Source organism: Rhodococcus sp. Z13, assembly GCF_025837095.1.
Lineage (GTDB): Bacteria > Actinomycetota > Actinomycetes > Mycobacteriales > Mycobacteriaceae > Rhodococcus > Rhodococcus sacchari.
On the sequence record NZ_CP107551.1, the window covers coordinates 488,346 to 501,314 of the forward strand.

The following is a 12,969-nucleotide window of genomic DNA, read 5'->3' on the forward strand; positions in this document are numbered from 1 at the left end:
GGTGATCGACGCTCATGGCTCGACTGCTTCCGCTTCACGGGTGGATGGCGGCACGGCTGGGTGCGGCATCTCCGAGTACAGAACCTCCCTGCGTGCCGTGTGGGGTGCACGCGGAAAAACCGGTCGAAATCTGTCGGTGCACGCGTGCACACTGACAGGACTCGACAAGCCGGACGTCACGCCGGAACCTGGGAGGACTCATGCCCGACGCAATAGTTGCCGAAGGACTGGTCAAGACCTACGGGCAGATCAAGGCCCTCGACGGAATCGATCTCCGCGTGCCGGAGGGCACGGTCACCGCGCTGCTCGGTCCCAACGGGGCAGGCAAGACCACCACGGTGCGTGTCCTCACGACACTGCTCGTCCCCGACGCCGGCCGTGCCCGGGTCGCGGGGTGCGACGTCGTCACCCAGGCCCGCGAGCTCCGGTCACGGATCGGGGCGTCGGGCCAGTACGCCGCCGTCGACGAATATCTCACCGGCTTCGAGAATCTCGAGATGGTGGGCAGGCTCTACCATCTCGGCGCGCGGAGGAGCCGCGAACGGGCGCGGGAACTGCTCGCCCAGTTCGACCTCGAAGCGGCCGGCGACCGCCCGGTCAAGGGCTATTCGGGCGGTATGCGCCGCCGGCTCGACCTCGCCGGGGCGATCGTCGCCGAACCTCCGGTGCTGTTCCTCGACGAACCCACCACGGGCCTCGATCCGCGAGCGCGGCTGGGGTTGTGGGAGGTCATCGAGACACTGGTCGAACGCGGCACGACCCTGCTGCTGACCACGCAGTACATGGAGGAGGCCGAGCGCCTCGCCGACAACATCGCCGTCATCGACCGCGGCACCGTCATCGCCCGCGGCACCGCCGACGAACTGAAGGGTCTCGTCGGCGGCGAACGTATCGAACTGCAGGTCCCCGACCCGCACCAGCGCTCCCGCGCGCTCGAGGAGCTCTCGCTCGTGGCGTCCGGCGAGATCCAGGTCGACTCCGGCAGCGGCCGCATCACCGTGCCGGTCAGCGAGGACGTATCCGGTTCCGGTTCCGCCCGCCTGGTCGCGGCGCTGGAGACGCTGTCCCGCGCCGGTGTCCGGGTCGGCGAGGTGGCGTTGCGCAAACCCACCCTGGACGACGTGTTCCTCACGCTCACGGGCCGTGCGGCCGACGAGGACGAGGAGAGAACCGAGGAGGTCGTGTCGTGAACACTCTCGAAACGGTCGCGTCCGACGGCCTGACCATCGCCAAGCGCAACATGATCAAGATCAAGCGGGTGCCGGACCTCATCGTCTTCACCACGCTGTCGCCGATCATGTTCGTGCTGCTGTTCGCCTACGTGTTCGGCAGCGCCATCGACGTTCCCGGGATGTCCTATCGGGAATTCCTCATCGCGGGCATCTTCACCCAGACCGTGATCTTCGGTTCCACGTGGACGGGTCTGGGCATGGTGGAGGATCTGCAGAAGGGCATCATCGACCGGTTCCGATCGCTGCCCATGGCCCCGTCGGCGGTGCTCATCGGCCGAACCACCACCGACGTGCTCATCAACGTGGTGAGTCTGGTCGTCATGTCCTTGACGGGTCTGGTGGTGGGGTGGCGGATCAACTCCTCACCACTGGAGGCGCTCGCCGGCTATCTGCTCCTGCTGCTGTTCGCCTACGCGCTGTCGTGGGTGATGGCCGTGATCGGCATGTGGATCCGCACACCGGAGGTGTTCAACAACGCCAGTTTCATGGTGATCTTCCCGCTGTCGTTCATCGCGAACACGTTCGTCGACCCGTCGTCGATGCCCACCCTGCTGCGGGTGATCGCCGAGTGGAATCCCATGTCGGCGTTGACCCAGGCGGTGCGCGAGCTGTTCGGCAACACGAACCCGATGGTGCCGCCGCCGGACGTGTGGCCGTTGCAGCACCCGATCCTGGCGTCGCTGATGTGGACCGCCCTGATGCTGATCGTGTTCGTGCCGTTCGCGATCCGTCGTTACCAGAAGGCCGTCAGCCGCTGACGGATCGGCGGGTGGGGGTCAGCCGCGGGCGGCTGCCCACCCGTCGATCGCGGCGGCGAACTCGGCCGAGACCGGGAACAGCGCGACCGTGTCGACCGGGCTCGACGGCAGCGGGCCGAGTTCCTCGAGTGCGTGGTTCGCGGTGCGGAAGTGCTCGAACCGCAGGTCGGTGTGCGCGAGTGCGGCGCGCAGCGGCTCGACCTGGTCGCAGGACACCTGGGTGTCCTTGTCGGAGCAGGTGAGCAGCACCTGCGTATCCACCGCCAGGCGTTGCGCGAGTTCCGGCGGATCGAGACGGTCGGCCTCGGACAGGAACTTCGCGTTGGCCGCGTTCAGGCCGAGCTGGGCGAGAACGGGATGCAGGTCGGTGGGGACGGTGCCCGAGGTGCGCAGCGACTCCACCGCGCGGGGCAGGTCGGCGCGGACCGCGTCGGCGTCCGGTCCGAGCTGCCCGGAGTCGGCGAGCGCGGTGAACTGGACGGTGAGCAGGTCGAGATAGCGCATGGGCAGCGGCTGCAGCAGCGCGAAACCGCCACCGATGCCGCGGTCGGCGAGGGCGAGGGTGGTCAGTGCGCCCTCGCTGTGGCCGAGCACGAGGATGTCGGCTGTACCGACACCGGTGCGTACGGCGAGCAGTTCGGCAGCGGCCGCGGCGTGGTCCACCTGTTCGGTGAAGCCGTAGTCGCCGATGGTCTCGGGAGTGTACGTACCGAGACCGGTCGCGCCGGCGCCGATCTTGTCGAAGCGCAGGCTCGCGACGCCGCGGGCGGCGAGTGCGTCCGCGGTGCGCAGCAGGGTGTCGGCGGCGACGCCGGTCTGGTTGCCGTTGCGGTCGGTGGGGCCGCTGCCCGGCAGCAGAAGCGCCGCACCGGTCGCGGGAACATCGGGGGTGCGCAGGCTGCCGTGGAAGACCGTGCCGCCGGATTCGAAGGTCACGGCCTCGTCGGTGCCCGCGGGCAGGATCACCGACCCGGTGTCGGGCAGTGCTGCGGCGGTACCGGTGAGGCCCACGCCTCCGGCCAGGACGACCACCGGTACCGCTGCAGCACACATCCACCGACGCACGTTTCGCATGAGCCGGACGCTACCAAAACGGGACGTATCCCTCCCGGAGCGTGATCAGGGGAGGAAGCGGTCCATGAAACTGTTGCTGAACACCCGGTGCGGGTCGAACCGGTTGTACGTCGCGAGAGCGGAATCCCAGTTCTCCCCGGCGGGAACGCCTTCCCGGTAGGTGTCGGGCAGACCCTGGTAGAGGATCTGCTCGTCGGTGTAGGGCAGGTCGGGGCCGAACGCCCAGCCCTTCGACCACTCGGGCCGGAAGGTCGAGTCGCTGCCGTTGTACCGCTGCCGCATCCACTGTTCCATCTCGCGGTAGAACGCGAACATGCCCGGGGTGCCCGGCACACCGAGCACGTTGAGCCAGATGGCGGTGTCCCACTCCGGATGGTCGGGGCGCGGGCGGGTCGCGGCGATGGTCGGGGATCCCGCCGACGGGACCAGCACCTCGTCGGGCTGATCCAGTCCGCAGCAACGGATCTCGACCGGGCCGTTGAGCGGGAACTGTCCGAGGCTGCGGTAGTGCTCGATGCGCTCGTGGAACCAGTGCGCGAAGTCGTGGATGACATTCGCGATGTTGGCGCGGTTGGTGAGCACCGCACCACCGCCCTCGGTCAGGCGCAGCGTCGTCGCCTTGATGTAGAACTGCAGGTCCTTCGACCAGCCCCAGATGTCCGACGATCCCGTCGCCGCCAGGCCCGCGACCGTCACCCCGTAGTAGGTCTGGCCGAAAGCCGGTGCGATGGCGGTGTTCCCGGCGGTCAGCGCGCCGAGCAGGTCGGTGATCGGTTCGGGCACGTTGTCGGAGAACGGGTAGTTGTACGGTCCGTGGACCTCGCGGGCGGTCGGCGGCTTCTCCGGTGCGAGCGACCAGACCTTCATCCACGGCTTGTCCGTGAACGGGTACCAGATCGCCTCGGCGCGACCGGCCGAGCCGATGAACGACTCGAAGGTGCGGCCCGGTGCCCCGGCGGGGGAGAACAGTTCCTGCCAGGTGATGTCGGTGAAACTCTGGCAGCGCAGCCGGAAGTCGGGCCCGGCCTGCAGGGTGACGGACGTGATGAAGGTGCGTCCGAGATGCGTCAGGAGCGGGGTGATGTCCGGATCGGCTCGATCGAAGGTGCGCAGCGTGTAGGCGTTGCCGTCCCACACGACCGCGGTGAGTTCGGTGACGAGATTGCTCAGCGAACCGAAGGTGTGGCCCGGCATCCGTGCCTCGCCGTCGGCCGGCAGGGCCGCACCGTGCGCATTGACCGCCAGTGCGCCGGCGATGGACAGCACACCCGGGGCGGGGAGGTTGGCGATGCCGAGGCCGTGCTGGTGCAGGGCGGTGGTGATCGCGTCGAGGGTCGCGCCGGCCCCGGCGCTCACCGTCGCGGGGGAGCCGTTCGGGTTCACGTGCACGTGGTTCAGATGCACCATCGTGTCGGCGAGGATCACCCGGTCGACCGGGGCACCGTTGACGATCGTCAAGGGCGTCCAGCCGTGCATCGCCCCGCGCGGGCGGATGGTGTAGCCGTGCTCGTGGGCCCAGTTCACCAGCCGGACCACGTCGTCGGGAGTGCGTGGCGCACACGTCCAGATCGCGTCCAGCATGATCTCCTTCGACCAGTTCTGGTACGCCTGCTGGTAGAGGTCGATCCCCTCGGGGAAGGCCGGCGGGGTGGGCAGGGTGGAGGCCGCGGATCCGGACGGGACGGCGTGGACGGGGGTCCAGCCGCCGAGAGCGGTGAGCGCGAGTGCTCCGGCGCCGGCCGCGATGAAGCCGCGCCGCGACAGTCGCGGCGACGAATCACGAAGTGTCATCTGTACTTGTTCCTTCGCAGGGGGAAAGGAGGGGAGGGGTCGCTGCGGATCAGGCGACGGTGAGGACCACGTCGGCGAGGGCGGGAGCGAGATCGCGTTCGACCACCGCAGCGGTGATCAGTTTGCGGTCGTCCTCGTCCCACACGCGCACCCGCAGCGTCTCGCCGGGGAAGACGACACCGGCGAACCGCGCCCGGAAGCCCTTCACGCGGGAGGCGTCGGCGTCGAGGAGGGCGTCGGTGACGGCCTTGCAGACGATGCCGTAGGTGCACAGCCCGTGCAGGATCGGTGCGGGGAAGCCCGCGGCGGCTGCGAACCCGGGGTCGGAGTGCAGGGGATTCCGGTCGCCGCACAGCCGGTACAGCAGGGCCTGTTGCGGGAGGGTGGGCACGTCGAGTTCGGTGTCGGGGGCCCGGTCGGGCAGCTCCACCGACTCCGACGGACCGCGTTCACCGCCGAAACCGCCCTCGCCACGGGCGAAGATCGACGAGCGCGAGGTCCACAGCGGGGTGCCGTCGAGATCCTCGGTGACCGACTCCTGCACGATCACCGCGGCCTTGCCCTTGTCCCAGACCTCCGCGATGCGGGTGACGGTGCGGCCCTTGCCCGACGGCGGGATCGGGCCGTGCACCGTCACCTCCTGGCTGCCGTGCACCACCTTCGCGAGGTCGATCTCGATGCCGGGAAAGGACACCCGCGGTGGCTCGACCTGATGGAAGGTCGCCGCGACCGTGGCGAAGGTCGGGAGGACCTGCGGCTCCTTGTCGTGGAGATAGCGCAGTTCACCGGGGTCGGTGGGACGGGCGCCGGCACCGAGCCCGAGGTGGTAGAGCTGGACGTCGGTGCTGCTCCAGGCGAACTCCTGGGCGGGTAGTTCGGCACCGATGGCGACGGAGGGATCGACGGGCACGGGCGGTTCCTTTCTACTGCTCGAACGCGCTTCGGTCGGACTCGGGCACTCGTAGTCGGAAGGTGCTGCGGATCAGCGGGTCTCGGCGGACTCGCGCACCGCGTCGTCGTGAGCATCCCGTGTGCGCTCGAGAATGTCGAGAGCTGCGAGATAACCGAAGGTCATCGCGGGGCCGATGGTCGCGCCCGGGCCGGCGTAGGTGTGGCCCATGACCGGGGAGCTGACGTTGCCGGTCGCGTACAGCCCGTCGATCACGCTGCCGTCCTCGCGCAGCACCCGGCCGGCGACGTCGGTGACCAGACCACCCTTGGTGCCCAGATCGCCGGGGACCACCTTGAAGGCGTAGAAGGGGGCCTTGTCGACGACGCCGAGACTCGGGTTGGGCTTGTTGCGCGGATCGCCGTAGTAGTGGTCGTAGTGGGATTCGCCGCGACCGAAGTCCTCGTCCTTGCCCTTGCGAGCGAAACCGTTGAAACGCTCGATGGTCCCGACGAGGGCGTCGGCGGGCACACCCAGCTTCTCGGCGAGTTCGGGGATCGTGTTCGCCTTGACCATGACGCCGGCCTCGAGCCAGCGACGGGGGAAGGGCGTGCGCGGGGTGATGCCCGCGAACGAGTAGCGGTCGCGGTAGCGCTGGTCGAGGATGAGCCAGCACGGGATGTTCTCGGCCGGGCCCTCGCCGCGGCCGTGCTCGCCGCCGTACATCGCGTGGGTGGCCTCGACGTAGGGGGCGGACTCGTTCACGAACCGCTCGCCGCGGGAGTTGACCATCAGGCAGCCCGGAAGGCTGCGTTCGGACAGTGCGAACCACGGTCCGCCGGTGAGGGTGAACGACGGTCCCCACCAGGCGTCGTCCATGAAGTCGACTGCGGCTCCCAGTTTCTGACCGGCGAGGATGCCGTCACCGGTGTTGGCCTTCGCACCGACCGTCCATTCGGTGCCGATGGGCTGACGCTGGTACTTCGCGCGCATCTCGGCGTTGTGCTCGAACCCGCCGCTGGCCAGGATCACGCCCTTGCGGGCGCGGATGATGCGCTTCTCACCGTTGGAGACGACCTCCACGCCGCGCACGACGCCGTTCTCGACCACGAGGTCGGTGAGGGCAGTGTCCAGCAGCAGCGGTACTCCCGCGTCGCGCAGGCCGATGCGCAGGCCGGCCATGAGCGCCTGGCCGCGCACGAGCAGGTGCTTCTTGGTGAGGTTCGCCCACACGAACCGGGCGCCGACCCGCATGGCGCGCAGGGGACCGCGGGGATTGCGGACGAGCAGGTTCAGCCACTTGTAGTCGGCCTGGGTGATGACGAAGTTCTTGGGAGCCCGGGCGTAGTCGGGTTCGAGGAGCGCGAGATCGTCGCCGAGCCGGCGGCCGTCGAAGGGGACCGGTTCGACCGAGCGTCCGCCGGCGCGTCCACCCGGGGCCTCGGGGTAGTAGTCGGAGTATCCGGGCACCCACTGCAGTTCGAGGGCGCTGTTCCTCAGGACGAACGAGAGCATCTCGGGGCCGCGATCGATGTAGGCGTCGATCTTCTCGGCCGGGACGTCGTCGCCGATGATGCTGTGCAGGTAGGTGCGGGCGGCCTCGGGCGAGTCGTCGACGCCCGCCGCCTTCAGTGCCTCGTTGTTCGGTATCCACACACCGCCGCCGGAGCGGGCGCTCGAACCGCCGTAGCGCGACGCCTTCTCGATCAGGACCACGTCGGCCCCCTTGCGGGCGGCGGTGATGGCAGCGGTCATTCCGCCGGCACCGCTGCCGACGACAACGATGTCGTACTCCTGCTCAGTCATGTAGAACACGTTATAGAAATGGGGGTGCCGAGTCCATCCCTGAAACCGAACTCGACTGGATGCGAAGCAGAAAGGAGCCGGCACCGCTCTGTGAGCGGTGCCGGCTCCCGGTGGACCTGTTCTCGATTCGGCCCCGTTGCCGATCGCGCCGGCGGATCAACCCTCCTCGGGCACCGGCAGGACGCCGTCGAGCACGGCCTGCCGGATGCTCGCGCGCAGCCGGGGGCACTCCCGGCGGGGTGTGATGGACCGTCCGCGTTCCTCCGCGGTGTCCCGGAAGACCGGGCACACCTCGTCGGGGTCGTCCTGCCACTGCACGCTGGTGTGGGCCAGGCTGTTCTTGCGCACCAGGACGCACGTGCCGCACTCGCGGCACTGCACCTCGTGCTGACCCGACTCCAGATAGTTGATCTTGTCGATGGCGGTCTGGGTGGCGACGGCCTCGGCCCGGCCGGGCCACTCGGAGAAGTCCGGGGACTTCGCCCACCTGCTCTGTCGGGTCGAGGCACTCATCGTCAGACCTCCGCTTCCTGCTTGCGCTGCTCCTCCTCGCGCCTCTTGCGCGCGAGGTTCTCGGCGACCTCCTTCTCCCAGGCCTCGTTGGCCTTGGTGGTGTCGACCTCGTACTCGAACCGGGCGGTCATCTTCTCGGTCACGTCGGCCACGTCGACGTAGAACTGCTCGTACCAGCGGCGCAGCTGGTAGACCGGGCCGTCCTCGTCGCACAGCAGCGGATTCTCGATCTTGGTCTTGTTCTTCCAGATCTCGACGTCCTGCAGGAAGCCCTCGCCGACACCCTCGGTGAGCTTGGCGGCGAGCATGTCCGACTGCTCGGGCGACATGCCCTGCGGCTTCTTGACGATGATGCCGTACTGCAGCATGAACGAATCGTGCGTGATCGGGTAGTGGCAATTGATCAGCACCGATTCGGTCTGGTACCCGCCGTAGCTGTTCTTGAGCGGGTTGATCATGTAGGACGGCCCGTAGTACGCCGCGTACGACTCGAGGGTCGACTCCAGGCCGTACTGCGTGGCCATCCCCTTGTCGGGCCGACCGCGCGTGTTCAGGTACTGCTCGGCGATGTGCCCCTCGAAGACGTTCTTGAAGTAGGTCGGGAAGGCGTAGTGGATGTAGAAGAAGTGCGCCATGTCGACGACGTTGTCGATGATCTCGCGACAGTTGGAGCCTTCGATCCGGATCTGGTTCCAGGTCCAGTCCGTCCACTCGTCCGAGCCGTACTGCTCGATCTCGGGGATGGTGACCTCCGGCGGCGGGGGATTGCCCTCGGGGTCGTTCCACACGAACAGCTGACCGTGCTTCTCCATCGTGATCCACGAGCGGGTGCGGGCCAGCGGGGGAACCCGCTTGGCGTACGGGATGTCCGTGCACTTCCCGTTGCCGCCCCACCGCCAGTCGTGGAACGGGCACGCAACCGAATCGCCCTTGATCTCGCCCTGCGACAGGTCGCCGCCCATGTGACGGCAGTACGCGTCGAGCACCTTCAGGTCGCCGTGGCTGTCGGCCCACACGACGAGCTTCGTGCCGAAGGCCTCGACGGCGTGGGGCTTGCCGTCCTTGAACGTGCGACTGAGGCCGAGGCAGTGCCAGCCTCGCGCGAAACGCGTCCGGACCTGTCCGACGTCGATCTCGCGAATCTGTGCCATGTCCGCTCACTTCCTTCCGGAAAACTTCCCTAGAACACGTTATAGAATTCGAGTCCGCAGGGGAAGCCTTCGGGGACTTTGGTCCCGCCGAACGGATTGTCTACCTGCGAGAGCTCGGAGTCTCGACACGAATAAGAACATGTTCTAGTCTCGATGCAAGCGATCAATTCCTGAACAGACGGGAGCGTCCAGTGGGTGACCACGACAGCCACGAGGTACTGCAGCGGATCGATGCACTGCTGCCCACGCTGCGCGAACGCGCGCAGGAGGCCGAGAACTTGCGCCGGGTGCCCGACGACTCGATCAAGGAACTTCAGGAAGCCGGTTTCTTCAAGCTTCTGCAACCGGCGCAGTGGGGTGGATACGAGGCCGATCCCGTCACCTTCTTCACCGCCGTCCGCAACATCGCGAGCGCGTGCGGTTCGACCGGATGGGTCTCCGGCATCATCGGTGTCCACAACTGGCATCTCGCTCTGTTCGCTCAGGAAGCCCAGGAGGAGGTCTGGGGCGACGATCCCGACGTCCGCATCTCCTCGTCCTACGCGCCCATGGGCGCCGGTGAGGTCGTCGACGGCGGCTACAAGGTCAACGGCGCCTGGGCGTGGTCGTCCGGATGCGACCACGCGAGCTGGGTCGTGGTGGGCGGCCCGGTCATCAAGGACGGACGCCCCGTCGACTTCGGCAGCTTCCTGATCCCGCGGTCGGAGTACGAGATCGACGACGTCTGGCACGTCGTGGGCCTGCGCGGCACCGGCTCCAACACCGTCAAGGTGAAGGACGTCTTCGTCCCGCGGCACCGCTTCCTCAGCTTCAAGACCATGAACGACCTCGCGTCGCCCGGTCTCGAGCGCAACACCGCACCCGTCTACCGGATGCCCTGGGGCACCATCCACCCCACGACCATCTCCACGCCCATCGTCGGCATGGCCTACGGCGCCTACGCGGCGCACGTCGAGCACCAGGGCAAGCGCGTCCGCGCCGCCTACGCCGGCGAGAAGGCCAAGGACGACCCGTTCGCCAAGGTGCGTATCGCCGAGGCGTCGAGCGACATCGACGCGGCGTGGCGGCAGCTGTCCGGCAACGTCGCCGACGAGTACGCGCACCTCGTGGCCGGTGAGGAGGTGCCGATGGAACTGCGGCTGCGCGCCCGCCGCGACCAGGTCCGGGCGACCGGCCGCGCCATCGCCTCGATCGACCGGCTCTTCGAGAACTCCGGCGCCACCGCCCTCGCGGACGGCACCCCGATCCAGCGGTTCTGGCGCGACGCGCACGCCGGTCGCGTGCACGCCGCCAACGACGCCGAACGCGCCTACGTGATGTTCGGGGCCGCCGAGTTCGGTCTGCCGATCACGGACACGATGGTCTAGGAGCTGCGAGTGACTGCGATCGACGAGATCACTTACGAGTCCACCTCCCGTTTCGCGCAGGTGCGCGACGACCTGCGGCTGCACTACCACGAGGCCGGCGTCGGCAACGACACCACGATCGTGCTGCTCCACGGTGGTGGCCCCGGCGCCTCGGGCTGGTCGAACTTCTCCCGCAACATCCCCGTCCTCGCCGAGCGGTTCCACGTGATCTGCGTGGACCAGCCCGGTTACGGGAAGTCCGACAAGCCCACCGAACACCCCCAGTACTTCGTGCACAGCGCCACGGCCCTGCGCGACCTGCTCGACCATCTCGGGATCGACAAGCGCGTGCACCTGCTCGGCAACTCCCTCGGTGGGGGAGCGGCCGTCCGGTTCGCGCTCGACTTCCCCGACCGCGCAGGCCGCCTCGTGCTCATGGGACCGGGTGGGCTGAGCGTCAACCTGTTCGCCCCCGACCCCACCGAGGGCGTGAAGAATCTCGGGAAGTTCGCCTTCGCGCCCACGCGCGAGAACCTCGAGGCGTTCCTGCGGATCATGGTCTTCGACCAGTCGCTGATCACCCCCGAGCTGGTCGAGGAGCGGTTCGCGTACGCGAGTACGCCGGAGTCCCTCGCGGCGGCGAAGGCGATGGGCAAGTCCTTCTCGGGGCCCGACTTCGAACTCGGGATGCTGTGGCGCGACGCGTACAGACTGCGTCAGCGTGTACTGCTGATCTGGGGGCGCGAGGACCGCGTGAACCCACTCGACGGGGCGCTCGTCGCCCTGAAGATGATCCCGCGCGCGCAGCTGCACGTCTTCGGTGGGTGCGGACACTGGGCGCAGCTCGAGAAGTTCGACGAATTCAACCGCCTCACCATCGATTTCCTCACGGATGGAGCCGAGTAGATGAGTATCCGGTCGCTGGCATATCTCCGCATCGGCGCCACCGACGTCCCGGCCTGGCGCGAGTACGGGCTCAAGGTGCTCGGGATGGTCGAGGGCAAGGGCACGAACCCCGATGCGCTGTACCTGCGGATGGACGATTTCCCCGCGCGGATCGTGATCGAACCGCACGAGGCCGACCGCCTGCTGGTCTCGGGCTGGGAGACCGCGAACGCCGCCGACCTCCAGGACGTGCGCGACCGGCTCTCCGCCGCGGGCGTGCCGTTCAAGGAGGGCACCGCCGAGCAGCTCGCCGACCGTCGCGTCGACGAACTGATCGTCTTCCAGGATCCCTCGGGCAACACCCTCGAGGCCTTCCACGGTGCCGCGCTCGAACACCGGCGCGTCGTCAGCCCCTACGGGCACCGGTTCGTCACCGGGGAACAGGGCCTCGGGCACGTGGTGCTGTCCACCCGCGACGACGAGGAGGCACTGCGCTTCTACCGCGACGTACTGGGTTTCCGGCTGCGCGACTCGATGCGGCTGCCCCCGCAGGCGGTGGGCCGGCCCGCCGACGCGAATCCGGCCTGGCTGCGGTTCTTCGGCTGCAATCCGCGTCATCACAGTCTCGCGTTCCTGCCCATGCCCACCCCGTCGGGCATCGTGCACCTGATGATCGAGGTCGAGAACTCCGACGACGTCGGACTCACCCTCGACCGCGCTCTGCGCCGGAAGGTCAAGATGTCGGCCACTCTCGGCCGGCACGTCAACGACAAGATGCTGTCGTTCTACATGAAGACCCCCGGTGGTTTCGACGTCGAATTCGGCTGCGAGGGACTGCAGGTCGAGGACGACGACTGGATCGCGCGGGAGTCCACCGCCGTGAGCCTGTGGGGTCACGACTTCTCGGTGGGACTGCAGTAATGACCGCGCCGGAGACCGGGCAGGACGGTGCGATCGACCCGCGGGCCTTCCGCACCGTCCTCGGGCAGTTCTGCACCGGCGTCACCATCATCACCACCACCGACGACGGTGCGCCGGTCGGCTTCGCCTGCCAGTCCTTCGCGGCACTGTCCCTCGATCCGCCGCTGGTGCTGTTCTGCCCCACCAAACAGTCCCGGTCGTGGGCGGCCATCGAGCGGTCGGGCCGGTTCTGCGTCAACGTCCTCGCCGAGGAACAGCAGGAGACCTGCGCCCGATTCGGGTCGCGGGAACCGGACAAGTTCGCGGGCATCGACTGGACCCCGTCCCCGCTCGGATCACCGATCCTGACGGGTTCGCTCGCCCACATCGACTGCACTGTCGAGAACGTGCACGACGGGGGCGACCACTGGGTGGTGTTCGGCCGTGTCTCGTCGCTCAGCGAGGTGCGCGACGAGAAGGAACGGCCTCTGCTGTTCTACCGGGGCCAGTACACCGGGATCGAACCCGACAAGACCACCCCGGCCCCGTGGCGGGACGATCTCGAGGCCTTCCTCACCTCCGTCACCGAGGACACCTGGCTGTAAAAGGAATCCGATCCCGGCG

At 68.1% G+C, this 12,969-nt stretch carries 12 protein-coding genes; 6 read left to right on the forward strand and 6 right to left on the reverse strand.

Annotated elements, in window-relative coordinates:
* Positions 1-200 precede the first annotated feature (200 nt).
* Complete coding sequence (locus OED52_RS02255) at positions 201-1,190, forward strand: ATP-binding cassette domain-containing protein (protein WP_264153084.1); 990 nt, start codon at positions 201-203, stop codon at positions 1,188-1,190.
* A complete protein-coding gene (locus tag OED52_RS02260) occupies positions 1,187-1,990 on the forward strand; it encodes an ABC transporter permease (RefSeq protein ID WP_264153085.1) in 804 nt (267 codons plus the stop codon). Before OED52_RS02255 ends, OED52_RS02260 begins: the two co-directional genes overlap by 4 nt.
* Before the next feature lie 18 nt (positions 1,991-2,008).
* Here the strand turns inward: OED52_RS02260 and OED52_RS02265 are convergent, their stop codons facing one another.
* From OED52_RS02265 to OED52_RS02290, 6 genes are all read right to left on the reverse strand, one after another.
* Positions 2,009-3,064: an alpha/beta hydrolase family protein gene (locus OED52_RS02265; RefSeq protein WP_264153086.1), complete on the reverse strand. Its 1,056-nt coding sequence runs from the start codon at positions 3,062-3,064 to the stop codon at positions 2,009-2,011.
* A gap of 45 nt (positions 3,065-3,109) precedes the next feature.
* Complete coding sequence (locus tag OED52_RS02270; RefSeq protein WP_264153087.1) at positions 3,110-4,855, reverse strand: cholesterol oxidase substrate-binding domain-containing protein; 1,746 nt, start codon at positions 4,853-4,855, stop codon at positions 3,110-3,112.
* Positions 4,856-4,904: 49 nt separating this feature from the next.
* Positions 4,905-5,765 (reverse strand): MaoC/PaaZ C-terminal domain-containing protein, encoded by an 861-nt coding sequence (locus OED52_RS02275; protein WP_264153088.1) that lies wholly within the window; start codon positions 5,763-5,765, stop codon positions 4,905-4,907.
* A gap of 72 nt (positions 5,766-5,837) precedes the next feature.
* A complete protein-coding gene (kstD, locus tag OED52_RS02280) occupies positions 5,838-7,550 on the reverse strand; it encodes a 3-oxosteroid 1-dehydrogenase (protein WP_264153089.1) in 1,713 nt (570 codons plus the stop codon).
* Between the two features lie 156 nt (positions 7,551-7,706).
* The gene (locus OED52_RS02285; protein WP_264153090.1) at positions 7,707-8,063 is read right to left on the reverse strand and encodes a hypothetical protein; all 357 of its coding nucleotides are present in this window, start codon (positions 8,061-8,063) and stop codon (positions 7,707-7,709) included.
* Between the two features lie 2 nt (positions 8,064-8,065).
* The gene (locus OED52_RS02290; RefSeq protein WP_264153091.1) at positions 8,066-9,214 is read right to left on the reverse strand and encodes a 3-ketosteroid-9-alpha-hydroxylase subunit A; all 1,149 of its coding nucleotides are present in this window, start codon (positions 9,212-9,214) and stop codon (positions 8,066-8,068) included.
* Between the two features lie 191 nt (positions 9,215-9,405).
* On the opposite strand from OED52_RS02290, the gene hsaA reads away from it, so the two are divergent.
* The 4 genes from hsaA to hsaB are packed head-to-tail and all read left to right on the forward strand — an operon-like array spanning position 9,406 to position 12,950.
* Entirely contained in the window at positions 9,406-10,581 is a 1,176-nt protein-coding gene (gene hsaA / locus OED52_RS02295) for a 3-hydroxy-9,10-secoandrosta-1,3,5(10)-triene-9,17-dione monooxygenase oxygenase subunit (protein WP_264153092.1), read from the forward strand.
* Positions 10,582-10,590: 9 nt separating this feature from the next.
* The gene (gene hsaD / locus OED52_RS02300; RefSeq protein ID WP_264153093.1) at positions 10,591-11,466 is read left to right on the forward strand and encodes a 4,5:9,10-diseco-3-hydroxy-5,9,17-trioxoandrosta-1(10),2-diene-4-oate hydrolase; all 876 of its coding nucleotides are present in this window, start codon (positions 10,591-10,593) and stop codon (positions 11,464-11,466) included.
* The gene (gene hsaC, locus OED52_RS02305) at positions 11,467-12,366 is read left to right on the forward strand and encodes an iron-dependent extradiol dioxygenase HsaC (protein WP_264153094.1); all 900 of its coding nucleotides are present in this window, start codon (positions 11,467-11,469) and stop codon (positions 12,364-12,366) included.
* Positions 12,366-12,950: a 3-hydroxy-9,10-secoandrosta-1,3,5(10)-triene-9,17-dione monooxygenase reductase subunit gene (gene hsaB, locus OED52_RS02310; RefSeq protein WP_264153095.1), complete on the forward strand. Its 585-nt coding sequence runs from the start codon at positions 12,366-12,368 to the stop codon at positions 12,948-12,950. Before hsaC ends, hsaB begins: the two co-directional genes overlap by 1 nt.
* The last annotated feature ends 19 nt before the right edge of the window (positions 12,951-12,969 follow it).

Coding starts and splice junctions, on each gene's coding strand:
- OED52_RS02255 (WP_264153084.1), top strand. CDS start 201: ATGCCCGACGCAATAGTTGCCGAAGGACTGGTCAAGACCTACGGGCAG.
- OED52_RS02265 (WP_264153086.1), bottom strand. CDS start 3,064: ATGCGAAACGTGCGTCGGTGGATGTGTGCTGCAGCGGTACCGGTGGTC.
- OED52_RS02270 (WP_264153087.1), bottom strand. CDS start 4,855: ATGACACTTCGTGATTCGTCGCCGCGACTGTCGCGGCGCGGCTTCATC.
- kstD (WP_264153089.1), bottom strand. CDS start 7,550: ATGACTGAGCAGGAGTACGACATCGTTGTCGTCGGCAGCGGTGCCGGC.
- OED52_RS02285 (WP_264153090.1), bottom strand. CDS start 8,063: ATGAGTGCCTCGACCCGACAGAGCAGGTGGGCGAAGTCCCCGGACTTC.
- OED52_RS02290 (WP_264153091.1), bottom strand. CDS start 9,214: ATGGCACAGATTCGCGAGATCGACGTCGGACAGGTCCGGACGCGTTTC.
- hsaC (WP_264153094.1), top strand. CDS start 11,467: ATGAGTATCCGGTCGCTGGCATATCTCCGCATCGGCGCCACCGACGTC.
- hsaB (WP_264153095.1), top strand. CDS start 12,366: ATGACCGCGCCGGAGACCGGGCAGGACGGTGCGATCGACCCGCGGGCC.